We start from the raw sequence: 26373 nt of genomic DNA, 5'->3' as shown, positions 1-26373 counted from the left end.
GCGCGGGATGCCGCTGTTGGCGCCCAGACCTGGAATGGCTCACGCAGGCTACTCGACCGCATCCGCAGCCCGTTCCCGCTGACGAGGCGCGCACGCTACCCGGCATCGACGGGAATCGAGAAACCCATGTCATCCGCCACCACGCGGTGCGTTGTGATGCCGTGCACGGTCAACGCGTCCGGCATGTCGATGAGGGTCGTCGTGTGCTCCTCGTCACCGCTGCGCGTGAAGCTCCAGCCCTGCAGATGGGCCGGTCGTTCCTGCGGCGTGCCATACCGTGCGCCACGCAACGCGGTCGTCACCGCCTGCATCGTTGCCGGTGAGGCACGGCACTCCAGCAGCTCGACGAGATCGTGCTGGAAACTGGCAGCGGGGTTCGCCTGCGCTGGCAATGTGGAAACCATCAGCAGAACGATCGCCGCCGCAGTGGCGAACCGAGAAGAGGAACGTGAAGGCATCATGCGCGACCGAAGAAATCCGGTGTGCATTGTGCGCTTGCAGGCACCGCGAAGACGACAGGCATTCGCGTCGCACTGAAAGAATGAAGCCGGCCATCGGCCGGCCTCATTGGTCCTCAGCCTTCGCTGGTCTTGGCCTCGTCCGGCTTCACCCGGAACCATGCCGCATACAGCGCCGGCAGGAACACCAGCGTCAGCACGGTGCCGACGATCAGGCCACCCATGATCGAGATCGCCATCGAACCGTAGAAGGCACTGCGCGACAGCGGAATCATCGCCAGCACCGCCGCCAGCGCGGTCAGCACGATCGGGCGGAAGCGGCGCACGGTGGCGTCGATGATCGCGTGCCAGCGGTCATGCCCAGCGTCGATATCCTGCTGGATCTGATCGATCAGGATCACCGAGTTGCGCATGATCATGCCGGCCAGCGCGATCGTCCCCAGCAGCGCCACGAAGCCGAACGGCGCGCGGAACAGCAGCAGGAACAGGGTCGCGCCGATGATGCCCAGCGGTGCGGTGACCAGCACCATCGCCGCACGCGAGAAGCTGCGCAGCTGCAGCATCAGCAAGGTCGCCACCACGATAAGGAACAGCGGCATGCCGGCCTTGATCGAGTCCTGGCCACGGGTGGAATCCTCCACCGTACCGCCGGTTTCCAGCAGGTAGCCGGACGGCAGCTGGGCACGGATACCCTCCAGCGTCGGCAGGATCTGCTGCACCACGTCCAGCGGCTGCTTGGCGTCGGCAATGTCGGCGCGCACGGTCACCGTCGGCAGGCGGTTGCGGTGCCAGATGATGCCGTCCTCGAACACGTACTCCAGGCGCGCCACCTGCGACAGCGTCACCGAGGTGCCGCTGGCGGTCGGAATGGCCAGGCTGCCCAGCATGTCCAGCCGCACACGTTCGTTGTCCGGGCCACGCAGCAGCATCTCGATCAGGCGGTTGCCTTCCCGGTAGGTGCTCACGCTCATGCCCGACAACGAGGTGCCCAGCAGCTGGCTCACCTGCGCGCTGCTCACACCCAACGCGCGTGCACGGTCCTGGTCGATCACCAGCCGGACCACCTTGCTCGGCTCGCTCCAATCCAGGTTGACGTTCATCACGTGCGGGTTTGCGCGCACCTTGGCTTCCACCTGCCGTGCGATGGCCTGCACCTGCTCGATATGCTCGCCGGAGATGCGCATCTGCACCGGGTAGCCGACCGGCGGGCCGTTCTCCAGGCGGGTCACGCGCATCTGCACGTCCGGGAACTGCGGAATCACGTCCTTGAGCAGCCAGTCGCGGGTCGCTTCGCGCGCTTTGGCATCTTCAGTCAGCACCACGAACTGCGAGAAGTTGGTGGCCGGCAGCTGCTGGTCCAACGGCAGATAGAAGCGCGGCGAGCCGGTGCCCACGTAGGCCACGTAATTGCTGATGCCTTCGCGGTCCTTGAGCAGCTTTTCCAGCTTGGTCGCCTGCGCCTGGGTCGCCTGCAACGAGGCACCCTCGGCCAGTTCGATGTCCACCATCAGTTCCGGGCGGGTCGAATCCGGGAAGAACTGCTGGGGCACGAAGCGGAAGATCAGCAGCGAGAACACGAACAGCGCGGCCGTGGCGGCGATCACCCACCAGCGATGGCGCAGGCACACATCAAGGAACCTGCGGAAGCGCACGTAGAACGGACGCTGGTACGGATCGTGATCGTGCGCATGCACCTTCGGCGCGATCCAGCGCGCGAACGCGGGATGGCGGTCGGCCCACCGGAGGCGACGGGCGTGCCAGCGCCCCGCCAGGCTGTCCGGCTTGGGCGGCTGCGGGTTGAACAGGTCCGGCAACATCTTGTCGCCCAGGTACGGAATGAACAGCACCGCGGCGATCCACGACACCACCAGCGCGATGGTCACCACCTGGAACAGCGAGCGGGTGTATTCGCCCGTGCTGGAGGCGGCCGTGGCGATCGGCAGGAAGCCGGCCGCGGTGATCAGCGTACCGGTCAGCATCGGGAAGGCGGTCGACTCCCACGCAAAGCTGGCCGCGCGCAGGCGGTCGTAGCCCTGCTCCATCTTGGTGGCCATCATCTCCACCGCGATGATCGCATCGTCCACCAGCAGACCCAGCGCCAGCACCAGCGCGCCGAGGGAAATCTTGTGCAGGCCGATGCCGAAGTAATGCATGACGAAGAAGGTCATCGCCAGCACCAACGGAATCGTCACGCCCACCACCAGGCCGGTGCGCAGGCCGAGCGAGAAGAAGCTCACCAGCAGCACGATCACCACCGCTTCGGTGAGCACCTGCACGAACTCGCCGACGGACTCTTCCACCGCATGCGGCTGGTCGGAGACCTTGCGCAGCTGCATGCCGGCCGGCAGCGTCTTCTGCAGGCGTTCGAACTCGGCATCCAGCGTACTGCCCAGCTTGAGGATGTCGCCGCCGTCTTTCATCGCCACCGCAATGCCGATGGCGTCTTCGCCCATGAAGCGCATCTTCGGCGACGCCGGATCGGCAAAACCGCGCTTGATCTCGGCGATGTCGCCCAGGTGCACGGTGCGGTCGCCAGCCTGGATCGGGAAGCTGCGGATATCCTCCACGCTCTTGAACTGGCCGGTGACGCGCAGCTGCACGCGGTCGGTCGGGGTTTCAAAGAAGCTGGTGGCGGCAATGGCATTCTGGTCGGCCAATGCCTGCTGCACCTGCTGCAGCGACACGCCCAGCGTGGCCAGCTTGGTGTTGGACAGCTCGATCCAGACCTTTTCATCCTGCAGGCCTTCCAGCTCGATCTTGCCCACATCGGGCACGCGCTGCAGTTCCAGCTGGATGCGGTCGGCGTAGTCGCGCATCACCGCGTAGTCGAAGCCCTGCCCGGTCAACGCGTAGATGTTGCCGAAGGTATCGCCGAACTCGTCGTTGAAGAACGGGCCGACGATTTCGCGCGGCAGGGTCGGCTTGATGTCGCCCACGCGCTTGCGCACCTGGTACCACAGGTCGGGAATCGCCTTGGAGCGCAGGCTGTCGCGCGCCACGAAGATCACCTGCGATTCGCCCGGGCGCGAGTAGGAACGGATGAACTCGTACTGCCCGGTGTTCAGCAGTGCCTTCTCGATCGGCTCAGTGACCTGGCGTGAGACCTGTTCGGCGGTCGCGCCGGGCCAGTTCGTGCGCACCACCATCACCTTGAAGGTGAACGGTGGATCTTCGGACTGGCCCAGGTGCTTGTACGACCACGCGCCGATGATCGCGAAGGCGAGCATCGCAAACAGCACCAGTGGCCGGTTGCCCAGCGCCCATTCGGAGAGATTGAAGCGGCGCACGGGATCAGTTTCCCTTGCCGGTGGCAGGCGCGGCGGCGGCGGCAGGCTTGGCTGCCGGTGCCAGCACCGGGCGGTTCTGGCGATCCACCGCGGTCACCGGCTGGCCCTCGCGCAGCAGATGGCCGCCGGCAGCCACCACCCAGTCGTTCGCGTTCACCCCGCTCAGCACCGGAACGGATTCAACGCCATACGCCCCAACCGTCACCGGCGTGGCTTTCAACGCGCGCTTGGCCGGATCGACCACCCACACGCTGCTGCGCCCATCGGCGCCGCGCTGCACCGCCGCCAACGGCAACTGCAGGGTGCCCTGGCGGCCGGCCGCAGCGAACACGCGCGCGCTCTGGCCCAGCTCGACCTCGGTCAAGGCTTCCGGGGCGAGGCTGACGCGGGTGGCATAGGTACGCCCCTGGGCATCGGCGGCCGGGGCGATCTCACGGATCGTGCCGGCCAGCAGCTGGCCCGGCCGGTTCCACAGTTCCACCTGCACCGGCTGGCCCACCTGGTAATCGCGGATGTTGCTTTCCGGCAGCGCGATCACGACTTCGCGGCCGCCATCGGCGGCCAGGGTGAACACGGTCTGCCCGGCGCTGACCACCTGCCCGGCTTCGGCCTGGCGGCTGGCGATCACGCCATCGGCGGGCGCACGCAACTGCGCGTACTCGGCCTGGTTGCGGGCCACGGCCAGATTGGCGCGGGCGGCATTGGCCTGGCCCTGGGCCGCCTTGAAAGCCGCGGTCTGGCTGTCGAGTGCGGACTGGCTGACCAGTTGCTGCTCGGCCAGCGTGGCGTAGCGCTTCTGGTCATCGCGTGCGCGGATCAGATCGGCTTCGGCAGCGGCCAGCTGGGCCTGCGAGGCGCTGGCCTGGGAGGCGTAGTCGGCAGCATCCAGCTCGGCCAGCAGCTGGCCCTTGCGCACGCGCTGGCCGGCATCGACATGGCGCTTGATCAGGTTGCCCCCGACACGGAACGACAGCGGGCTCTCCTCGCGGGCCCGGATCTCACCGGGATAGGCAGCCACTTCCTGGCCAGCCACGGTGCCGGCGTGGACCACCAGCACCGGAATCGGCGCGACCGGCTCGGCGTCCTGCTTGCCACATGCTGCCAGCGCGATCGCCAGCAACCCACCACCCATCCATCGCATGTTTTTCATGAGGTCCTGGACCTGAAAAGTAACCCGGAAAAAGCCGCTGGAGACACACTGTTCCAGCCGCTTCAATATTGAACCAGCCGGTATAGTATAAATATCGAACCGATTGGTCTAGTATTGATTGGATGACTGATCCGACCTCCTCCACATCGCCTTCCAAGCCGGCCGCCAAGGCCGCCGGGCCGGGGCGCCCGAAGGATCTGGGCAAGCGCGCGGCCATTCTGGAAGCCGCCAAATCGCTGTTCGTCGACCAGGGCTACAACGGGGTGAGCATGGACAGCATCGCCGCCCAGGCCGGCGTATCGAAGCTGACCGTTTACAGCCATTTCGGCGACAAAGAGACCCTTTTCACCGAAGCTGTGCAGTCCAAATGTGTCGAGATGCTGCCCGATGAGCTGTTCGTCACCGACATCGAGGGCCCGCTGCGCGATCAGCTGATGGGCATCGGCCACGCCTTCTTCAGCCTGATCACCTCCGATGCGGCCGTCGCCGTGCAGCGGGTGATGATGTCGCCCGATACCGATGACCGGATCCGCGAAATGTTCTGGCTGGCCGGCCCGCAACGGACCACCGATGCGCTGGGGGAATTCCTGCGTGCCCGGGCCGCCCGTGGCGAACTGGAGATCACCGACTTCCAGACCGCCGCCCTCCAGTTCCTGACCTTGATCAAGGGTGAGCTGCATACGCATATGATGTGCGGGTTGCGGCCGGCCCCGGCCGAGTGCGATGCCGACGCCCACGTGTGCGCCAGCGTCGACTTTTTCCTGCGGGCGTATGCCCGGCGGCACTAAACTGAATGGACCGGAGGTCGCGGTGACTTCCGGCACTGCGACCCCGGCGCGACGGCAGCGATGCTCTCAGCGCGCCGCCGGCTCCCGGCACCGGTAAAATGGCCGGCCCACTGCGCTGGATATAGAACCTCATGACGATCGATTACTCCCACGCCCGCGAACTGATGGTTGAACAGCAGATCCGCCCCTGGGATGTGCTGGAAATCCGCGTGCTCGATGTACTGGCACGCTTGCCGCGGGAGGCGTTCGTCGCTGAATCGCACCGGGCTCTGGCTTACGCTGATATCGAGCTGCCGCTGGGCAACGGCCAGAAGATGATGAAGCCGGTCATCGAAGGCCGCACGCTGCAGGCGCTGGATCTGCAGCCGGGCGATGAAGTCCTGGAAATCGGCACCGGCAGCGGCTACCTGAGCGCCTGCATGGGCGAACTGGCCCGCGAAGTGCTGAGCCTGGAAATCGATGCCGACCTGGCCACCACCGCCCGCGCGCGTCTGGACGCTGCCGGCCTGGGCAACAACGTCCGCATCGAAACCGCCGACGCCCTGACCTGGAACACCGAGCGCCGCTTCGATGCGATCTGCGTCACCGGCGCGGTGGATGTCATCCCGTCACGTTTCGCCCAGTGGCTGCGTCCCGGCGGTCGACTGTTCGTGATCCGTGGCCGGTCGCCGGTCATGGAAGCGGTGCTGGTCAAGGCGGACGGCACCACTGAATCGCTGTTCGAAACCGATATCGATTACCTGCGCGGTGCCGCCCCGGCACCCCAGTTCCAACTCTGAGTCCAAGGAAGCCGCAATGATCCGCCGATCCCTCGCCCTTGCGCTGGCCGCCGCCCTGCTGCCGATGACCGCCTCTGCCGCCGACCTGCTGCAGGTTTACGAAATGGCGCGCAACGGCGATCCGCAGCTGTCGGCTGCCGAGTCGACCCGTCTGTACGACAAGGAAGGCGCTGTGCAGGCGCGTGCCGCCCTGCTGCCGCAACTCAACGGCGAGGCCTCGCTCAACCGCAGCCGCACCAACCCGAACCATGATCTGACCTCCAGCTCGTTCACCAGCAAGAGCCGGAACTACACGATCAACGGCAGCCAGACGGTCTTCAACTTCACCCAGTTCGCCAACCTGCGTTCGCAGCGCGAGCTCAGCAAGGCGGCCGACTTCACCCTGGATTCGGCCAACGACGACCTGATCGTGCGCACCTCGGCGGCGTACTTCAACGTGCTGGTGGGCATTGAATCGCTGTCGGCTGCGCAGACCAACGAAGCCGCTGCCAAGAAGCAGTTCGACTTCGCCGACAAGCGTCTGGAAGTGGGCCTGGCCCCGATCACCGACGTGCACGAAGCCCGTGCCCAGTACGATCAGGCGCGCGCCAACACGATCATCGCGCAGAACACCTTGGCCGACGCCTACCAGGCGCTGACCGAGCTGACCGGCCAGCCGGTCACCGACCTGCGCGCCCTGCCGGCCGATTTCCGTCCGGAGCTGCCGGCCAAGTACGCCACCATCGATACGCTGGTGAACGAGGCCGTGGCACAGAACCCGGCACTGAAGGCGCAAGAACTGAAGGTCAACGCCGCCGAATCCGGCGTCTCGGCCGCCCGCGGCGCGCACTACCCGACCCTCTCGCTGGGCGCCACCGCCGGCAAGTCGGCCAGTTGGGGCGATGTGGTCGGCGACAGCGGCAGCTTCAGCCCGGACCGCCGCACCAACAGCGTCGGCCTGACCCTCAACGTGCCGATCTTCTCCGGCGGTGCTACCCAGTCCGGCGTGCGCCAGGCGCTGGCACAGCGTGACATCGCCCAGGATGGCTACGAGCAGCAGAAACGCGCTCTGGACCGCAACACCCGTAACGCCTACCAGACCCTGGTGGCCGGCATCAGCGAAGTGGAAGCGCGTCGTCTGGCCGTCGTGTCGGCACAGAGCGCCTATGACGCCTCGCAGGTCGGCCTGGAAGTCGGTACGCGTACCGTGCTGGACGTGATCCAGAACCAGCGCATCCTGTTCTCCGCGCAGCTGGACTACGCCAACGCCCGCTACACCTTCCTGCAGAACCGCCTGCAGCTGGGCCAGGCCGTCGGCACGCTGGACATCGCCGAACTGCAGGACATCAACCGCCTGCTGACCCAGAAGGCGGCCACGCCGAGCACCACCGTCAACTGATCGACGGCGCAGGGCGTGACAGAAAACCACCCGCATGCGGGTGGTTTTTTTATGCGTGCACGTTGTTGATTCCGACACCACGCGTGCATCACACACGCGATCACTGCCGCGGCGATTTCATCGCGTAATGCCTACCCGCGCACAGTCTCCACCGTGAACCGGTCCACAGTCCGGTACGTGTCGTTGAAAATGGCTTGACCCCTCGGCATAGGCCGACTATGGTCCGCCCCGCACCACCTTCCCTTTCCCTCCAGAGGCCCCCTCCTTGGACAGTCATAGTCGATCTCGTTGCTGCTCCTGAGCCGACGGACCCACTGACCCCAAGGTCGGTTCCGTCCGCACAGGACGGGGCCCACCGGCGCAGCTGACACGCTCGCCCGCCTCGCATCATCCGTATCGCCGTTCCACCGACCCCAAGAAGGGTGCCGCTGGCGTTTCCGTTTGCCTGGAGATTGCCCATGCACGTTTCCCGTGTGTTCGCCCTGCCGCTCGTGGCTGTGGCGATGCTTCCGTTCGACACCCGCGCCGCCGCCAGCCTGATGGTGGATGACGCCTCGATCACCGATGCCGGTCGCTGCCAGCTGGAAAGCTGGGGCCGCCATACCGATGCCGGCAACGAATGGACGGCCGTGCCGGCCTGCACCATCGCCGATACAGAGTGGTCGCTCGGCCTGAGCCATCAACATGCTGCCTCGTCCACGCAATGGGCACTGGGTGCCAAACGTGTGCTGCGCGACATCGACCAACGCCGTTGGGGCCTGGCGCTCAGTGCGGGCGTAGGCAGCGACTGGCACCGCCTGCGCAGCGATGACTGGGGCGTCAACGCGCCGCTGACCATTGCACTCGGCGCCAACGATCGCACCCTGCTGCACCTCAACCTGGGCTGGGCCCGCACGGAAGGCAGCCGCGGCCGCACCGATGGCATCGGCCTGGAAATCGTCACGGCGCCGCATTGGTCGCTGCTGGCCGAAACCGCGCGTGATGCCACCCGCCAGCGCAGCAGTCAGTTCGGTGTGCGCCACCAACTCTGGCGCGGCGCCAGCGTAGATCTGCTGGCCGGTCGTGTGCATCACCAGCGCGACGCCCACTGGATCACCCTCGGCTTCAACCTGGCCTCTGCACCGTAACGCCCTGCGTGCCGCCTGACGGCACCGACCGACCGGGCCGCGTGCACGTCCGCACACAGCCCATGCACCCACCGATACCTGCCGCGCTCGAGCCCTGACCGTGCGCCGGCCTTGTGTACCTCAGCGCACTGCGCTGCTTTTTGCTGGAGAACCACCATGAACCGCGAAGACCTCCTGTTCTCGATCCGCACCCTCTCGCTCTCCCTCGATGCGGCCGGCTTTGTCAGCATCGCCGCCACCACGCATCCCTCCGACCTCGTCGATGCGCTCGACGCGCTGAGCGTGGACAAGACACTCCCCTTGCTGATGATGCTCGACCCGCAGGCACGCGCCGAGCTGTTCGCTCACTTCACCGAGATACGCCAGGATCAGCTGCTGGCCGCGATGCCGCGCGAGGCGGTGGTGCAGCTGTTCGAACACATGCCCTCCGATGACCGCGCCGATCTGTACAACCGGCTCGGCGATGATGCCAAGCAGAAACTGCTGCCGGCACTGACCAAAGTCGAGCGCGACGACATCCTCAAGATGGCGTCCTATCCCGAGGGCACGGTCGGCTCGGCGACGACGTCCGATTATGTCTGGGTGTCACCGGAGATGACCGTGGCGCAGGCGCTGGCACATATCCGCGCCACTGCGCTGCACAGCGAGACGGTGAACATCCTGTTCGTGCTCGACCACACGCTGCGGCTGCGCGGCACGGTGGCACTGCGTGATCTGGTGTTGGCCAACGAGAACCGCACGGTCGCCTCGATCATGCATGAGCAGCCGGTCGCCGCGAAGGCACACTGGCCCAGGCTGCAGGCCGCCGAGCTGATCCGTCGCTACGATCTGCTCGCGCTGCCGGTCACCAATGGCGGGGATCGCATGATCGGCATCGTCACCGTGGACGATGCGATGGACATCGAGAAGGAACAGGATGCCTCGCAGCTGGCACGCTTTGGCGGCACGGTCAGCGGAAACGGGAACGATCTTGATGTGCGCAGCACGCCGCTGAAGCAGATGTTCCGGGTGCGCGTGTTCTGGCTGGCGATCCTGACCTGCTTCGGCATCGTCACCAGCACGTTTGTCGCCGCGCAGGAGGAGCTGCTGTCGCAGGTGATCGTGCTGGCCGCCTTCATCGCCCCGATCGTGGACATGGGCGGCAACACCGGCAGCCAGTCGGCCACGCTGGTGATCCGCAGCATGGCGTTGGGGGAGCTGAAACTGAGCTGGCGCGACGTGTGGTTCGTGATCCAGCGCGAACTGCCGGTGGCGGCGGGACTGGGCATCACCATTGCCGTGCTCGAAGCGATCCTGGCGTACTTCAGCAAGGGGGTGGGCATGGACGTGCTGCTGGTGGTGGGCTCGAGCATGCTGGTGTGCACCGCGCTCGGCGGCATCATCGGTGCGTTGCTGCCGTTCGCCGCACGCCGCATCGGGGCGGATCCGGCCACGCTGTCGGCACCGATGATCACCTCGGTCATGGATCTGATCGGCGTGTTCATCTACTTCGGGTTTGCGTACGCCTTCCTGGGCGATCTGCTGATCGCCGCGGGCTGATGGATCGGCAGGCCTGGTCGCCGCGCGTGGCGGCCAGGCGGGCCGCGATCACGCCACCGGCGGCGGCAGCTGCGGGGCGATCAGGGCCACGGTGCGCTTCAACGCGCCACGGCCGTTGCTCACCAGTGCACACCCCGCGCGGGCCATGTCTTCGCGTGCCTGCGGATCGCGCAGCAGGGTCAGCAGTGCATCGCCGACACCGTTGGCATCCTCGGCGATCACCACCGCACCGGCTTCGCGCATGCGCCGGGAAATCTCGGCGAAGTTGTGCAGGTGCGGGCCGGTGACAGCGGCCGTGCCCATCGCCGCCGGCTCGAGCAGGTTGTGCCCGCCGATGGCCTGCAGGCTGCCCCCGACGAAGGCCACCTGCGCGCAGCCGTAGAACGACATCAGCTCGCCGAGTGTGTCGATCACGAACACATCCGTATCGGCCTGCGGCCACTGCTGCTGGCGGCGTGTGGCGACCTTCCAGCCCTGCTCGCGGGCCAGTGCTTCCACCCGCGGGAACCGCTCGGGATGCCGCGGCGCCCACAACAGCAGCACCCCCGGCATCGCCTCGCGCAGGCGGCGGTGCAGATCGACGGTGGCCTGCTCTTCGCCCTCGTGCGTGCTGGCGGCGATCCAGACCGGGCGCGTGGCGGGCACCAGATCATGGAAGCGCGCGATGAAGTCCTGCACGTTCGGCGTGGCGATATCGAATTTCAGATTGCCCAGCGGCTGCACCTGGTCCGGACGCGCCCCGAGCTGGATGAAGCGCTCGGCATCATCAGCCGACTGTGCGGCCACGCAGGTGACGGTGCGCAGTGCGCGGCCGATCAGCGGCCGCAGCAGCCGATAGCCACGCAGCGAGCGCGCCGACAGCCGGGCATTGAGAATGTAGACCGGGATCCGGCGGTCGCGGCAGCCGAACAGCAGGTTCGGCCACAGCTCGGTTTCCAGGATCAGCGCCAGGCTGGGCTTGAAGTGCCCCAGGAAACGGCCGACGCTGCCTGGCACGTCGTACGGCAGGTACACGTGGTCGACCGCATCGCCCCACAGCGCGCGGACCCGTTCGGAGCCGGTCGGGGTGATCGTGGTGATCACCCAGCGGATGTCCGGGCGCAGTGCGCGCAGGGCATTCACCAGCGGCGCGGCGGCATTCACCTCGCCCACCGAGACCGCGTGCAGCCACACCCGCGGCTGGCCGCTGGAGTGCGGATAGGAGGCATAGCGCTCATCCCAGCGCTGGAAGTACTCGCGCACCCGGAAGCCCCGCCAGACCAGGTGGTACACGGTGATCGGCAACAGCAGGTACAGCACGGCCGAGTACAGGCCGCGCAGGATCCATTCGACAGGGCTTTTACGCATGCGCAAAGGATACGGGAGCGGCGCGGGGAAGACACGCCGCGCCGCCGTGATGGCCGCGGCGGGACGCATCCGGGCGCATCCATTAGAATCGAGGCATGTCCGATAACGCTTCCACCGCCACCCGGCCGTCCCTGCGCAATCCGCGCCACTGGCCGACCTTCGCCTTCATGCTGCTCGCCTTCGCGATCGCCCGCCTGCCGTGGATGCTGCAGCGCGCGCTCGGCCGTGGCGTCGGCACGGTCGCCTACCGGCTGGCCAGCAGCCGCCGGCGCGCCGCCGAGGTCAACCTGAAGCTGTGCTTCCCGGAGAAGGACGACGCGTGGCGCCAACGTCTGCTCCGCGACAGCTTCGACGCACTGGGCGTGGGCATATTCGAATTCGCGCGGGCCTGGTGGGGCAGCATCGACAGCATCCGCCCGCAGGTGCAGATCGAAGGGCTGGAGCACCTGCACCGCATGCAGGCCGAAGGGCGCGGCGTGCTGCTGGTCTCGGGCCACTTCATGACACTGGAGATGTGCGGCCGCCTGCTGTGCGACCACGTGGAGCTGTCCGGCATGTACCGCAAGCACCGCAACCCGGTCTACGAGTGGGCGGTGAAGTTCGGCCGCCTGCGCTACGCCAAGGCGATGTACGCCAACGAGGATATCCGCGCCACCGTGCGGCACCTGAAGAAGGGCGGCTTCCTCTGGTATGCCCCGGACCAGGACATGCGCGGCAAGGACACGGTGTTCGTGCCGTTCTTCGGCCACACCGCCTCGACCATCACCGCCACCCACCAGCTGGCGCGGATGACCGGCTGTGCGGTGATCCCGTATTTCCACCGTCGCGAAGGCGGGAAGTATTTCCTGAAGATCGGCGCACCGCTGGAGAATTTCCCCAGCGAGGATGTCGAGGCCGATACCGCCCGCGTCAACCAGGCCATCGAGGCCATGGTGCGCGAGGCGCCGGACCAGTACCTGTGGATCCACCGCCGGTTCAAGCGCCAGCCCGGTGGGCGGAGCGATTACTACCGGTAACGCCACTCCATGGGTGGCTGCACGCCCCCCTCGGTAGGGCCACCCCATGGGTGGCTGCATGATGCCAGACCGCGAACAGCCACCCATGAGGCGGCTCTACGCGTCCATGGGCCACCGCGACCAAGCGTGCGGGTACTCCCCCAACGCACTGGCCAATCCCGCACGTATCGGGTTGGCGAGGATGTACAGCGCGTGCCGGCGCAAGGATTCCTCATTTCTCACGGCGTGGTCGAAGTACCCGTGCTGCCAGAGCTTCCCCGTTCGCTGCAGACGCTCATTCAACACTCGGCTGCTGCGTGATTTGAACAGCAGCATGCAGCGAGCCAAGGTGCCTTGCCGCAGTTGGATCAACCAATGCACGTGGTCCGGCATTACCACCCAAGCTAACGTGCAACTGACCCCGCAACGATCCATGTAACGCAGCGTGTCGATGATTACCTCTGCATTGAGGGGATCCTCGAACCATTTCCGCCTGCCGTGCGTGGTGGTGGTGAGCGCGTAGCAATACCCTGGATGCGAGTATCGGCCGCGTTGGAGGCGTGGGCTGGCCATCGCACGAGGGTGCGTCGGCCGGGGCGTGGAGCCCATCGGTGGATGGCGCACGTGTGCGTCGGTATGTCCCCATGCCCGGGCCACAAGCAGCCACGCATGGCGTGGCTCTACCCGTCGTCGCGTGCCAACAGACTCCCCGCATACAGCGCGGCCAGCAGCAGCGTGAGGCCGCCCCAGAAGGTCGAGTAGAACGCCAGATGGGTATTGAGCGGGAACACCGTCACCGCCAGCGCGAGCATCGCCGGGCGCGCGCGCTCGCGGGCCTCGGGGGGGGCAAAACGCCACGCCCGCCACGCCTGGGCCACGGCCGCCAACCACAGCAGCAGGCCGAGGAGGCCGGTTTCGGCAAGGATCTCGAGCACGATCTGGTGCGCGTGCAGTGCTGGGCCGGCGCCCCACACTTCCTGGGCGGTCGGGTCCGGATTGCACGCCGGGTAAGCGTCGCGGAAACCACGTGCACCGACACCATTGATCGGGTGTTGTTCGATCATGCAGGTGGCTGCGGCCCAGATCTGGGCGCGGCCGGACAAGGCCTGATTGACGCCGTCGTTCTCGCCTTCCCACGCCATGGCGGTGCGCGCGACCCGGTCACCGACCTGGGGCACGCTGACGGTGAGGACGACCGCCGCCACCGCGCCGACCGCAACGCAGGCCAGCAGCCCGCGCACGCCCACCAGCCGCCAGCCGGAGAACACCAGCACCAGGGCATAGGTCAGCCACGCCGCGCGCGAACCGGCCAAGACCAGCACGACCCCCACCGCGGCGGCCACCAGTGACCAGCCGAGAATGCCGGCACGCCGTGAGGCCGCGAACAACAGGAACGGCGAGAGGCTGGCCAGCACCTGGCCGAATTTGAGGTTGCACGGGCCGAGCACGCCGCTGAGGCGATCCACCGCCGCCATCTCCTGCGGTGAGCACAACCCATGGCCACTGATCGCCCACTTGAGCTGATCCATCGACCAGAACAGCGGGCTGCTGCCGACGATCGCCTGTGCCAGCGCATCCACCGTCCACAGCCCGGTGATCACCGCCAGCCCGCCCAGCGTCAGCGCACGCCGCTGCGGGGTCGCCACGGCAATGGCCACCAGCCACATGAACGGCAGATAGCGCAGGCCGGCGGCAGCCTTGCGCCATGCCGTACCGGGGTCGATCGCATCGAAGGCGGAAAATGCCTGCGGCAACCAGTAACCGAGAAACAGGATGCTGGTCAGCGCCCAGGCCGGGCTGCTGAGCAGACGTTGCTTGCCCTGCAGGCGCAGCTGCACCATGCGCACCGCCGCGTACAGCGCGCCGAGCACCAGCACGCCCTCGGCGATGCCGGGCAGCGGCCACAACGCGACGAACGCAATCACCCACCACGGGGCCCAGCGGCCCGCGCGGGAGCCCGGCGAACCGGGAACGACGGTGGGCTCAGCCGATGAGGGAGGTATAGAGCTGGAGCGTGTCACGCTGCATGGCCTGCAAGGTAAACGGGATCCGCGTCGGCAATGAGGGCGGCTGCAGCAGCAACTGCTGCGCGCGCGCCAGCAGTGCATCGGCGTCGCCCAAGGGTACCGCGCCGGAGGGTTGCAGCTGAGTCAACAACTCGCCGACGCCGCCATGGTTCCAGCCCAGCACGGGGCGGCCCACCGACAGCGCTTCGACCACGGTCCGGCCAAACGCTTCGGCCTTGTCCGAGAGCTGCAGCACCAGATCACTGGCCGCATAGGCCTGCGCGATGCGCGAGGTCGGCGCGGTCATCAGCACCGCATCGAACACACCAAGGCTGCGCGCCTGCCTCTCCAGTTCGGCGACATAGGATTCGCGGCCCGGCTCGCGCGTGCCTGGCATCCACAGCGTAGCCGGCACGCCGGCAGCGTGCAGCCCGGCGAGCAGGCTCAGGGCGTGGCGATGCCCTTTCAGGCGGGTGCCACGGCCCGGCAGCAACAGCAACGGTGCATCGCCGGCCAGCGCGGGATGCTGCTCGGCCACGGCCAGGCGCGCACGCCGATCCTGCCGGCCCACGCGCGGGAACTGCGCGACATCGACACCACGGGGTATCACCTGCAGGCGCTCGGCCGGCACGCTGGGGTAGTGCGTGCGCACGAACTCACGCACGCTGTTGGACACGCAGATCACGCGCTCGCCGCTGGTCATCACCGCGCTGTAGCGGCCGGGCGAGTTGAGCCCGTGCACGGTGGTAACCCAGTGCGGGCGGGTGGCCGCCGGCAGGTTACGCACGGCGTACAGGCCCAGCCAGGCCGGCAACCGCGAGCGCGCATGCACGATGTCCGCGCCCACCTCGTTGAACAGGTTGCGCAGGGTGAGCACATGGCGCAGCGTCAGCAGCGATTTGCGGCCGATATCCAGGGTCAGGTGTTCGGCGCCACTGGCGAGCAACGGCTCGACCAGGCGCCCACCAGCGGATACGACGATGGCCCGGTGGCCGGCGGCCACCAGGGCGGAGGCGATCTCAAGGGTGGAGCGTTCGACCCCGCCGGAGTGCAGCGCCGGCAGCAGCTGCACCACGGTCAGTCGGCGCACAGTGTGGCCCGCGGATCAGTCGGCGAGCACGAACACGGCGCCGCAGTACGGGCACGCGGCCTCGCAGTTGGGCTCGTCTTCGATCGGCAGGTACACGCGCGGGTGCGAGTTCCACAGCGCCATTTCCGGCGTCGGGCAGCTCAGCGGCAGGTCGCTGCGGTGCACGGTGTAACGCTTCTCGGCATTGGCGGGCGCGGTGGCGGTATGGCTCATGGCGTGGACACACAAAGGGGGTTGCGAGACCGCCGATTCTAGCATCTGGCGGCCGTGGAAGGCCGCCGCACCCCGGCGGGGCACGGCGCGGAGCCGGTCACGTCAGCGTAGTGGCCACCGGTGTTTTTAATCGATCCAAATTCATTGTCAATAACGCGCGTTGAAACGAATTTGCCGGATTTAGATCGAACTAATTTCACTTGTCAGGGCCAGTTGTCGTGATGCAGGATCGTCCGGGTACCGATCATCGACCCGATCGCCTGCCCGACCCCCACCGGACATGCATCGCCTCTTTCCTGCCGTCTGCCGATGGCTGGGGCGACGCCGTCCGCCGTGGCCATCGATGCGGGTCCTGCCTGCCGCCTGCCCTTCCCGGGAGACCCTTGCATGACCCTGTCCGACCTGCGCCCCGCCCGCCGTGCCCTCCCCCTCGCCTTGGCCCTGGCCTGCGCCTCGATCGCCCTGCCGGCTGCCGCCCAAGGCCTGCAGACCTCGTTCGAGCCGGGTCAGCCCGCCCCGGCCGCTAGTGACGGCGCGCTGCAGGTGAGGATCGGCACCGGGCCGGCGGCGCCCTATGCCGCCAAGCCCGGCGTCGGCTACAGCGGCCTGCATGCGCTGCACTACGCCAGTGCCGGCGGCCAAGCGCGCCGCCTGCTGTTCACGACCGACCTGGCCATCGAGGGCGATACCACCCTGTCCTGGCTGGTGCTGCCCGAGATCGTCGGCAAGGACACCGTCGCCTCGACCTACGTCTCGCTCGATCTGGTGCTCGACGACGGCACCCGGGTCTCGGCCAGCGCTGCGCGCGATCATCACGGTGTGGCACTGGGCGCCCGCGCGCAGGGCGACTCGAAGACCCTGTACCCGCAGCAGTGGGCGCGCAAAGCCGTGCGCCTGGGCGATACCCCCGCCCTGCGCGGGCGCCGCGTGGTCGCACTGGAGCTGGAGGTCGCCAGCGCCGACGGCGCCCCGGTCGCCGGTTGGATCGACGATGTCCGCCTGGACGCGCAGCCGCGCCGCGCGCCGCAGCGCCCCTCGGACTGGGTGCTGACCACCCGCGGCACGCAGGCCAATGGCACCTTCTCGCGCGGCAACAATTTCCCGGCCACCGCCGTGCCGCACGGCTTCAACTTCTGGACGCCGGTGACCGATGCCGGCTCGCTGACATGGCTGTACCGCTGGAACGAACAGAACGACGCAGCCAACCGCCCTGCCCTGCAGGCGCTGGCGCTGAGCCACCAGCCCAGCCCGTGGATGGGTGACCGCCAGACCTTCCAGGTGATGCCATCGGCGAGCCGTGGCGTGCCCGAGGCCGACCGCAGCAAGCGTGCGCTGAGCTTCTCGCGCGACAACGAGCAGGCCCGCCCGTACCGCTACGACGTGCGCTTCGACAACGGCATCGCCGCCTCGATCGCACCGACCGACCATGCCGCGATCTTCCGCTTCGAGTTTCCGGAAGGGGCGGACGCCAACCTGCTGTTCGACAACGTCGACGCGCGCGGCGGGCTGACCCTGGATGCAGCGACGCAGACGCTGACCGGCTACACCGACACCCGCAGTGGCCTGTCCACCGGCGCCACGCGCATGTATGTGGTGGCCAGCTTCGACCGCCCGTGGCGCAGCAGCGGCACGGTGAAGACCGGCCGCCCGACCGGCTACATCAAGTTCGATGCCGGTGCCGACCGCCGCGTCTCGATGCGTATCGCCACCTCGCTGATCTCGGTCGAGCAGGCGCGCCACAACCTCGCGCTTGAAGTAGCCGCTGCCGACGATGTGGACCGCGTGGCCGCGCGTGCACAGGAGGCGTGGGACCAGCGCCTGGCCCGTTTCGACGTGGGTGATGCCAGCGACGACCAGAAGACCACCCTGTACTCCAACCTGTACCGGCTCTACCTCTATCCCAATTCCGGGCACGAGAACGCCGGCACGGTGTCTGCACCGGAGTGGCGCTATGCCAGCCAGGCCAGCGCCTCGGATGAGAACACCGACGGCAGCGCCACGCGCAGCTTCGCACCGGTGCGCGACGGCAAGGTGTACGTCAACAACGGCTTCTGGGATACCTTCCGCACCACCTGGCCGGCCTATGCGCTGTTCACCAAGGACGATGCCGGCGCGCTGGTGCAGGGCTTCCTGGAGCAGTACCGCGCCGGGGGCTGGGTCGCCCGCTGGTCCTCGCCCGGCTATGCCGACCTGATGGTGGGCACCAGTTCGGACGTGGCCTTCGCCGATGCGTGGCTGAAGGGCATCGGTGGCTTCGACCCGCAGGAGGCCTACGCTGCCGCACTGAAGAACGCGACCGTGGTGCCGCCGGACCGCCATGTCGGGCGCAAGGGCATGGACCGTTCCACGTTCCGTGGCTATGCCACCGCCGATGTGCACGAGGGCATGTCGTGGACGATGGAAGGCGCACTCAACGATTTCGGTGTGGCCAACATGGCCGAGGTCCTGGCCAAACAGGCCGATACGCCGGCCGCGCGCGAACGCTATGCCACCGAGGCCGACTACTTCCATCACCGCGCGGGCACCTACGCCACGTTGTTCGATCCCGGCGCAGGCTTCTTCCAGGGCCGCAAACCGGATGGCAGCTGGCGCCTGGATGCGAACGACTACGACCCGCGCGTGTGGGGCCATGACTACACCGAATCCAACGGCTGGACCTTCGCCTTCACCGCCGCGCACGACGGCGAAGGCCTGGCGGCGCTGTACGGCGGCCGTGAACAGCTGGCGGCCAAGCTGGACACTTTCTTCGCCACGCCGGAAACCGCCGATGCGGCGTTTGCAGGCTCCTACGGCGGCACCATCCACGAGATGACCGAAGCACGCGATGTGCGCATGGGCATGTACGCGCACAGCAACCAGCCGGCGCACCACATCCCGTGGATGTACCTGTATGCCGGACAGCCGTGGAAGACCCAGCAGCATGTGCGCGAGATCCTCTCGCGCCTGTACCTGGGCAGCGAGATCGGCCAGGGCTACCCGGGCGATGAGGACAACGGTGAGACCTCGGCGTGGTACCTGTTCGCCTCGCTGGGCATCTACCCGCTGCGCATGGGCGCACCGGAGTACGTGATCGGCTCGCCGCTGTTCCGCCATGCCCGCGTGGCGCTGCAGGGCGGCGCGGTGCTGACCGTCAACGCGCCGGAAAACTCGGACCGCAACATCTACGTGCAGTCGCTGAAGGTCAACGGCATCCCGTGGACCAAGACCTGGCTGCCGCACGAGTTGCTGGCCAAGGGCGCCACGCTGGACTTCGTCATGGGCCCGGAACCCTCGCGCTGGGGCACCGGCCCGGACGATGCGCCGCGCTCGCTCACTGCGCGCGGCCAGCAGCCGGCCCTGCTGCATGATCTTCTTGGCAACGGCGCGACCGCCCAGCTCGGCGATGGCCGCGCGGCCGCCGCGCTGATCGATGATGATGCGGCCACGGCACTGCCGTTGGGCGGCTCGAGCACCATCACCTTCAGCAATGTCGCAGCGGGTACGCCGTCGATGTACACGTTGACCAGTGGCAACGGCCCGATCCGCGGTGGCGAGTGGACGCTGGAGGCACGCACCACCGGGGGGCGCTGGGTGCAGGTCGACCAGCGCCGTGGCGAAGCCTTTGCCTGGGCCATGCAGACCCGACCGTTCCGCATCGCCCAGCCGGGCCGCTACGCCGAATACCGGCTGCGCATCGGTGCACCGGGTCGCCTGCAACTGGCGGAAGTCGAACTGCTCGCACCGGCGGCGGCGCGATGAGGACTGCCCTGCCGATCACCCGCGGCCTGCTGACCGCCCTGCTCGTCACCGCCGGGCTCGCCGATGCGCACGCATTCGAGACCACGCAGACCCGCGAGGGCGTGACCCTGCACTACCGCGACGCCAGCGATGCGCTGGCCGCGCCGGTCCGGGAGCGGATCATCGAAACCTTCTTCGGCGCGTATCTGCGCGAGCGCGCCGATTTCCATCCGGCCGCACCGACGCAGGTCGGCATCGTCATCGACCCGGCGTACGACGGCATCGCCTTCGTCGGCGAGAAGGCGCAGGCGGCAACGATCACGATCAATCCGGCCTGGCTGGCCAAGCACCCGGGCGACATCGATCTGGTCACGCATGAGGCGATGCACATCGTGCAGGGCTACCCGGAGTACGCCAATGCGCGTGTGCCGGGCTGGCTGGTGGAAGGCATCGCCGATTACGCCCGCCACCGCTACGGCAAGGACAACGCCGGGGCGGGCTGGGCACTGCCGACACAGGTCAAACCGGAGCAGAACTTCGATACCGGCTACCGGGTCACCGGTGCGTTCCTGGCGTGGAGCGAGGCGCAGCACCCCGGGCTGGTGAAGGCGCTTGATGCTGCCCTCCGTGAGGGCCGCTATACGCCGGCGCTGTGGGAAACCCTCAGCGGCGTGGCGTTGCCGGCCTTGTGGGCGCAGTACGTGCAGACACGCTGATTACTGCCGGTGGCCGGTCGGCGTCTGCCAGGAGCCGGCCAGCGGCCGGCACTACAGGTGACGGGTCGGCGTCTGCCAGGAGCCGGCCAGCGGCCGGCACTACCGGTGCCATCGGCACCGTCTTCAGCGCGCGCCGACCAAGCCGGCGTACAGCGCGAACAACTGCTGGAAATACCGCTTCGTGCGTTGATGGCGCATGACACCGTTCCCGTGGCTGATCGTGGAGGATCTGGTCGGGCCCAGGGTGGCGACGCCCCCACCGGAGCGCCGCCACGGCCGGGCCGCGTGGGGGTATTGGGCGCTTGGGAGGTTGCAGGGTGGTGACGGCTGTGCGGCCCGCGTGTGGCAGATACACACGCCACAACGACTCAGGCCGAAGGCAAACAGGGCCTGCCGACCCACGGTCGGCAGCTACCGGTTTCGCTGCCCGAAACCAGAACGCGCCCCGAAGGGCGCGTTCTGGCAACTGAGAGGCGAAGAACGCTTTACGCGTTCTTCTCCGCCTCCAGTTGCTTGCGGATCTGCGCATCCACGGCCGCGATGGCGGTCATGTTGAGCACACGGCGCGAGGTCGCGCTGGTGGTCAGGATGTGCACCGGCTTGGCCACGCCCATCAGGATCGGGCCGATCGCCACGCCGTCGGTGAACACGCGCACCAGGTTGTAGGCGATGTTGGCCGCTTCCAGGTTGGGCAGCACGAACAGGTTGGCACGGCCCTTCAGCGTGCTGTTGGGCAGCAGCTTCTGGCGCAGGGCTTCATCCCATGCGGTATCCCCCTGCATTTCGCCATCCACATTCAAGCGCGGGTTGCGCTTGAGCAGCATCTCGCGGACCGCCCGCATCTTCAGCGCGTCCTTGGAGTCGTGGCTGCCGAAGTTGGAGTGCGACAGCAGCGCCACCTTCGGTTCGATGCCGAACAGCTTCATGCGGTACGCCGCCTGCAGCGTGGCTTCAGTGATCTGCTCGGCGGTCGGGTCTTCCTGCACGTGCGTATCCACGAAGAAGAACACGCCCTGCTGGTTGATCACGCCGGTCATCGCCGAGGTGGAGGTCACCTTGGCTTCCAGCGGCAGCACGCTGCGCACGTAGCCGAGCTTCTTGTGGAAGCGGCCGACCACGCCGGTCAGCATCGCATCGGCTTCGCCACGCGCCACCATCACGGCCGCGATCAGGGTCGGGCGGGAGCGCATCAGGTTCTTGGCTGCGGCCACGGTCACACCGCGACGGCCGGTGAGGTTGTGGTAGTACTGCCAGTACTCGTTGAAACGCGGATCGTCGTTGATGTTGGTGATGTCGAAATCGACACCGGCCTTCATGCGCAGGCCCAGGCGCTCCACACGCGATTCGATCACGTCCGGACGGCCGATCAGGATCGGCTGCGCCAGGCCTTCATCGACCACGTTCTGCACAGCGCGCAGCACCACTTCTTCCTCGCCTTCGGCGTACACCACGCGTTGCTTGTCCGAGCGGGCGCGGTCGTAGACCGGCTTCATCATCAGGCTGGTGCGGTAGACGAACTGGGCCAGCTTCTCGCGGTAGGCGCCCATATCGGCGACCGGACGGGTGGCTACGCCCGAATCCATCGCGGCCTGCGCCACGGCAGCCGACAGCTCCACCAGCAGGCGGCGATCGAACGGACGCGGGATCAGGTAGTCACGGCCGAAGCTCGGGGTCTCATCGCCATAGGCCGAGCCCAGGTCGCTGGCCTCGCGGCGTGCCATCGCGGCGATCGCGTGCACGCAGGCGATCTTCATTTCTTCGTTGATCGCGGTCGCGCCGACGTCCAGCGCACCGCGGAACAGGTACGGGAAGCACAGCACGTTGTTGATCTGGTTCGGGTAGTCCGAACGACCGGTACCGATCAGTGCGTCCGGGCGGACCGAACGGGCCACTTCCGGCATGATTTCCGGCGTCGGGTTGGCGAGCGCGAAGATCACCGGATCCTTGGCCATGGTCTTGACCATGTCCGCGGTCAGGATGCCCGGGGCCGACAGGCCCAGGAAGATGTCCGCACCATCGACGATCTCGGCCAGCGTGCGCTTGTCGGTATCACGCGCGTAACGCGCCTTCTCCGGGTCCAGATCGGTGCGGCCGGTGTGGATCACGCCGTCGCGGTCGAAGGCCAGGATGTTCTCTTTCTTCAGGCCCAGCGAGACCAGCATGTTGACGCAGGAGATACCCGCTGCGCCCATGCCGGTGGTGGCCAGCTTCACGTCTTCGATCTTCTTGCCGGTGACGAGCATGGCGTTGATCACGGCCGCGCCGACGATGATCGCGGTGCCGTGCTGGTCGTCATGGAACACCGGGATGTTCATGCGCTCGCGCAGCTTGCGCTCCACGATGAAGCATTCCGGCGCCTTGATGTCTTCCAGGTTGATGCCGCCGAAGGTCGGTTCCAGCGAGGCGATGATGTCGACCAGCTTGTCCGGGTCGTTCTCATCGATCTCGATGTCGAACACATCGATGCCGGCGAACTTCTGGAACAGCACGCCCTTGCCTTCCATCACCGGCTTGCCGGCCAGCGGACCGATGTTGCCCAGGCCCAGCACGGCGGTGCCGTTGGAGATCACGGCGACCAGGTTGCCGCGGGCGGTGAGTTCGCTGGCCTGCTGCGGGTCGGCCATGATCGCTTCGCAGGCATGTGCCACGCCCGGCGAGTATGCCAACGACAGATCGCGCTGGGTCAGCATCGGCTTGGTCGCTGCGACGCGGATCTTGCCCGGCGGCGACATGCGGTGGTAATCGAGGGCAGCCTGTTTGAAATCTTCGTTGGACATCGCTTTCTGCAGATGAATGGGCGAGAGGAACAGGGGATCATACCCCCGTTGGCGTGGACGGACCTGTCGCTACGCTGTCGCGGTCATGCTGCAACCGCACATATTCCAGCGCCGCGCACCGGGCCTTCAAAATAAAACATGGCCGTGACGCCCCGGCAGGAACGGCACGACCATGCACCACACAATCAGGTCATCGGGCTCAATGCGCCGGGGCCGGCAGCGTGTCCGGCAGGTCGGCGACGACCAGCGGCGGCAGCTCGGCTTCGCGGCCGTCCAGCACCATCGCCAGGCGGTCGCGATCCAGCGCGTTTTCCCAGCGCGAGACCACCACGGTGGCCACGGCATTGCCGATGAAGTTGGTCAGCGAGCGGCATTCGCTCATGAAGCGGTCCACGCCCAGGATCAGCGCCATGCCGGCCACCGGCACTTCCGGCACCACCGCCAGGGTCGCAGCCAGGGTGATGAAGCCGGCACCAGTGACGCCGGCGGCGCCCTTGGAGCTGAGCATCGCCACCAGCAGCAGGGCGATCTGGTGGCCCAGGGTCAGTTCGGTGTTGGTCGCCTGGGCGATGAACAGCGCCGCCAGGGTCATGTAGATGTTGGTGCCGTCCAGGTTGAACGAGTACCCGGTCGGGACCACCAGGCCCACCACGGACTTGCTGCAGCCGGCCTTTTCCATCTTCTCCATCAGCGAGGGCAGCGCCGATTCCGAGGAGGAGGTACCCAGCACCAGCAGCAGCTCGGCCTTGAGGTACCGCGCCAGCTTGAACACCGAGAACCCGCACAGGCGGCAGACCACGCCCAGGATCACCGCCACGAACAGGAAAGCGGTCAGGTAGAACGAGCCGACCAGCCAGGCCAGGTTGACCAGCGAGCCGACCCCGTACTTGCCGATGGTGAAGGCGATCGCGCCGAACGCACCGATCGGGGCGGCCTTCATCAGGATGTGGACCAAGCGGAACACCGGGGCGGTCAGCGCTTCCAGGAAGGTCAGCACCGGGCGGCCCTTGGCGCCGGTCAGGGCCAGCGCGATGCCGAACAGCACCGCCACGAACAGCACCTGCAGGATGTTGCCTTCGACGAAGGCGCTGACCAGGGTGGCCGGGATGATGTCCAGCGCGAAGCCGACCAGGGTCAGCTCATGCGACTTCTGCACATAGCCGTTGACCGCGGTCTGGTCCAGATCAGCCGGGTTGATGTTCATCCCCGCGCCCGGCTGCACCACGTGCGCCACCACCATGCCCACGATCAGGGCCAGCGTGGAGAAGAACAGGAAATAGGCCATCGATTTGGCGAAGACCCGGCCCACGGTGCGCAGGTGGGTCATGCCGGCGATGCCGGTGACGATGGTCAGGAAGATCACCGGGGCGATGATCATCTTCACCAGCTTGATGAAGGCGTCGCCCAGCGGCTTGAGTGATTCGGCGAAGGCCGGCTCGTAATGGCCGAGGATGGCACCGAGAACGATCGCCACCACCACCTGGAAATACAGTTGGCGGTAGAACGGCAGCGGCTTGGCCGCCAGCGGGGCGGTGGTGGGAACGTGCATGGAAAGCTCCGGCAGTGTCACGAAGGATGCCGGCCGCGCTGGGCGGCATCTGGCGTGGCCTTTTTACGCCCGCATCTCGCCAACGCAGATAACCTATTGGTACTAGCCCCCCGGTTCAGCTGGCCGGACTGCCTACACTGCCCCTGCACCGCGCCCCCACGGCGGCGGGTGGCCCGGCAGCGGATCAGGGGGAGAGACCCACAGATTTGCCGTCCGCGGCCGTTGTTGTTCTGCCCCACCCTTATCTAGCAGCTACCGCCCATGCGCCCTACGCCCCTGTTCATCGCCCTGGCCCTGACCACCGCCCCGCTCGCCGCCACCGCGGCCGACTGGGACAACTGGCCGACCAAGACCACCTTCAGTGACGGTACCGAGCTGGCAGCCACTGCCAACATTGCCTACGACCTCAACGACTTCTCCGGCGGCAGTGGCATCGACGATGCCGACGCCGTGCGCCGCAAGGAATTCGGCGCGACCCTGAAGAAGAAGGGCGTGTACGACGCCATGGTCTATTACGATTTCCAGGCCGACACCTGGCTGGATGTGTTCGTCCGCTTCGAAAGCAAGGCCTTCTTCGGCAGCGACATCGGCCGCTTCCGCTTCGGCTACATGAAGACGCCGGTCGGCCTGGATGCCGGCACCTCCTCGCGCGCCGGCAGCTTCCTGGAGACCGCCCTGCCCGTGCAGGCGTTCTACGAAGGCCGCCGCACCGGTGCCGAATGGGTGCTGGAGCGCCCGCAGTACCTGCTGCAGGCCGGCGCCTATGGCGGCAAGGACCTGCAGGGCGACAACCCCGGCACCACCCAGGCGGTACGTGCGGTGTGGACCCCGGTCAAGGCCGCCGGCGACGTCGTCCACCTGGGCCTGGCCTATTCGCAGGAAAACCCGCGCGGCTACCGCGATGGCCGCGATGTTTCGCACCCGGCCAGTGCCCGCCTGCGCGCGCGCCCGGAAGCCGGCCTGACCGATATCCGCCTGGTCGACTCCGGCGCACTGACCACCGCCGACAAGATCGTCCGTACCGGTCTGGAAGGCATCTGGATCCGCGGCCCGTTCTCGCTGCAGGGCGAAGCACTGCAGACCACGGTCAGCCGTGACGGCAAGCCGGATTACACCGGCAACGGCCAGTACGCGATGGCCAGCTGGATCCTGACCGGCGAATCGCGCCCGTACAACGCCGGTGCGGTGGCCAACGTCAAACCGGCCCACGACTACGGCGCGGTGGAGCTGGTGACCCGCTACAGCCGTATCGATCTGGACGATGCCGACGTGTTCGGCGGCCGCCAGCATGATTGGACCATCGGCGCCAACTGGTACCTGACCTCGCACTTCAAGTTCCAGGCGAACTACGTCAAGGTCGACGCCAGCCGTCGCGGCGTGCGCAGCCAGCCGGAGATCTTCGAACTGCGTGCGCAGATGCACTTCTGAGCCCGCCCGGGGGGGGGGGGGGACGCGCG

Annotated in this window: 19 protein-coding genes; 9 read left to right on the top strand and 10 right to left on the bottom strand. The window is 67.3% G+C overall.

Annotation, left to right across the window (positions count from 1 at the left end):
• Positions 1-95 precede the first annotated feature (95 nt).
• From ACE026_RS19240 to ACE026_RS19230, 3 genes are all read right to left on the bottom strand, one after another.
• On the bottom strand, positions 96-488 hold the full coding sequence (locus ACE026_RS19240) for a hypothetical protein (protein WP_486040449.1): 393 nt from the start codon (positions 486-488) through the stop codon (positions 96-98).
• 86 nt (positions 489-574) lie between these two features.
• Positions 575-3745, bottom strand: coding sequence for an efflux RND transporter permease subunit (locus ACE026_RS19235; RefSeq protein ID WP_486040448.1), 3171 nt, complete (start codon positions 3743-3745; stop codon positions 575-577).
• A 4-nt stretch (positions 3746-3749) separates the two neighbouring features.
• Positions 3750-4895, bottom strand: a complete 1146-nt coding sequence (locus tag ACE026_RS19230; protein WP_486040447.1) for an efflux RND transporter periplasmic adaptor subunit — start codon at positions 4893-4895, stop codon at positions 3750-3752.
• Between the two features lie 122 nt (positions 4896-5017).
• Between ACE026_RS19230 and ACE026_RS19225 the strand changes: the two genes are divergently transcribed.
• From ACE026_RS19225 to mgtE, 5 genes are all read left to right on the top strand, one after another.
• Positions 5018-5683, top strand: a complete 666-nt coding sequence (locus ACE026_RS19225) for a TetR/AcrR family transcriptional regulator (RefSeq protein WP_486040446.1) — start codon at positions 5018-5020, stop codon at positions 5681-5683.
• Between the two features lie 131 nt (positions 5684-5814).
• Positions 5815-6462, top strand: coding sequence for a protein-L-isoaspartate O-methyltransferase family protein (locus ACE026_RS19220; RefSeq protein WP_486040445.1), 648 nt, complete (start codon positions 5815-5817; stop codon positions 6460-6462).
• Positions 6463-6478: 16 nt separating this feature from the next.
• Positions 6479-7840, top strand: a complete 1362-nt coding sequence (locus tag ACE026_RS19215) for a TolC family outer membrane protein (protein ID WP_486040444.1) — start codon at positions 6479-6481, stop codon at positions 7838-7840.
• 458 nt (positions 7841-8298) lie between these two features.
• Positions 8299-8967, top strand: a complete 669-nt coding sequence (locus tag ACE026_RS19210) for a hypothetical protein (RefSeq protein WP_486040443.1) — start codon at positions 8299-8301, stop codon at positions 8965-8967.
• A 156-nt stretch (positions 8968-9123) separates the two neighbouring features.
• The gene (gene mgtE, locus ACE026_RS19205; protein WP_486040442.1) at positions 9124-10506 is read left to right on the top strand and encodes a magnesium transporter; all 1383 of its coding nucleotides are present in this window, start codon (positions 9124-9126) and stop codon (positions 10504-10506) included.
• A 48-nt stretch (positions 10507-10554) separates the two neighbouring features.
• On the opposite strand, the gene waaA is transcribed toward mgtE, so the two are convergent.
• Positions 10555-11853 (bottom strand): lipid IV(A) 3-deoxy-D-manno-octulosonic acid transferase, encoded by a 1299-nt coding sequence (gene waaA, locus ACE026_RS19200; protein ID WP_486040441.1) that lies wholly within the window; start codon positions 11851-11853, stop codon positions 10555-10557.
• Positions 11854-11948: 95 nt separating this feature from the next.
• On the opposite strand from waaA, the gene ACE026_RS19195 reads away from it, so the two are divergent.
• The gene (locus tag ACE026_RS19195; protein WP_486040440.1) at positions 11949-12869 is read left to right on the top strand and encodes an LpxL/LpxP family Kdo(2)-lipid IV(A) lauroyl/palmitoleoyl acyltransferase; all 921 of its coding nucleotides are present in this window, start codon (positions 11949-11951) and stop codon (positions 12867-12869) included.
• Positions 12870-12965: 96 nt separating this feature from the next.
• Here the strand turns inward: ACE026_RS19195 and ACE026_RS19190 are convergent, their stop codons facing one another.
• The 4 genes from ACE026_RS19190 to ACE026_RS19175 all read right to left on the bottom strand — a co-directional run bounded on the left by ACE026_RS19190 (position 12966) and on the right by ACE026_RS19175 (position 16157).
• Positions 12966-13421 carry an REP-associated tyrosine transposase gene (locus tag ACE026_RS19190; RefSeq protein WP_486040439.1) on the bottom strand — a complete coding sequence of 152 codons (456 nt, stop codon included), beginning with the start codon at positions 13419-13421 and terminating at the stop codon, positions 12966-12968.
• Between the two features lie 107 nt (positions 13422-13528).
• On the bottom strand, positions 13529-14851 hold the full coding sequence (locus ACE026_RS19185; protein WP_486040608.1) for an O-antigen ligase family protein: 1323 nt from the start codon (positions 14849-14851) through the stop codon (positions 13529-13531).
• Positions 14832-15944, bottom strand: coding sequence for a glycosyltransferase (locus tag ACE026_RS19180; RefSeq protein ID WP_486040437.1), 1113 nt, complete (start codon positions 15942-15944; stop codon positions 14832-14834). The genes ACE026_RS19185 and ACE026_RS19180 overlap by 20 nt, the downstream gene beginning before the upstream one ends.
• 15 nt (positions 15945-15959) lie before the next feature.
• Complete coding sequence (locus ACE026_RS19175) at positions 15960-16157, bottom strand: zinc-finger domain-containing protein (RefSeq protein WP_019183790.1); 198 nt, start codon at positions 16155-16157, stop codon at positions 15960-15962.
• Positions 16158-16544: 387 nt separating this feature from the next.
• Between ACE026_RS19175 and ACE026_RS19170 the strand changes: the two genes are divergently transcribed.
• Positions 16545-19895: a GH92 family glycosyl hydrolase gene (locus ACE026_RS19170; RefSeq protein ID WP_486040435.1), complete on the top strand. Its 3351-nt coding sequence runs from the start codon at positions 16545-16547 to the stop codon at positions 19893-19895.
• Positions 19892-20590: a basic secretory protein-like protein gene (locus ACE026_RS19165; protein WP_486040433.1), complete on the top strand. Its 699-nt coding sequence runs from the start codon at positions 19892-19894 to the stop codon at positions 20588-20590. Before ACE026_RS19170 ends, ACE026_RS19165 begins: the two co-directional genes overlap by 4 nt.
• Before the next feature lie 485 nt (positions 20591-21075).
• On the opposite strand, the gene ACE026_RS19160 is transcribed toward ACE026_RS19165, so the two are convergent.
• Both ACE026_RS19160 and ACE026_RS19155 read right to left on the bottom strand, forming a co-directional pair.
• Positions 21076-23367, bottom strand: a complete 2292-nt coding sequence (locus ACE026_RS19160; RefSeq protein ID WP_486040432.1) for an NADP-dependent malic enzyme — start codon at positions 23365-23367, stop codon at positions 21076-21078.
• Positions 23368-23566: 199 nt separating this feature from the next.
• Entirely contained in the window at positions 23567-24916 is a 1350-nt protein-coding gene (locus ACE026_RS19155) for a dicarboxylate/amino acid:cation symporter (RefSeq protein ID WP_121039654.1), read from the bottom strand.
• A 261-nt stretch (positions 24917-25177) separates the two neighbouring features.
• Here ACE026_RS19155 and ACE026_RS19150 point away from each other — a divergent pair, with 261 nt between their 5' ends.
• Positions 25178-26344: an OprO/OprP family phosphate-selective porin gene (locus ACE026_RS19150; RefSeq protein ID WP_486040431.1), complete on the top strand. Its 1167-nt coding sequence runs from the start codon at positions 25178-25180 to the stop codon at positions 26342-26344.
• Positions 26345-26373: the final 29 nt, after the last annotated feature.

Source organism: Stenotrophomonas sp. AGC87 (assembly GCF_057333975.1).
The sequence above is the reverse complement of the archived record's forward strand: the minus strand, read 5'-3'. Positions and strand labels throughout refer to the sequence as shown.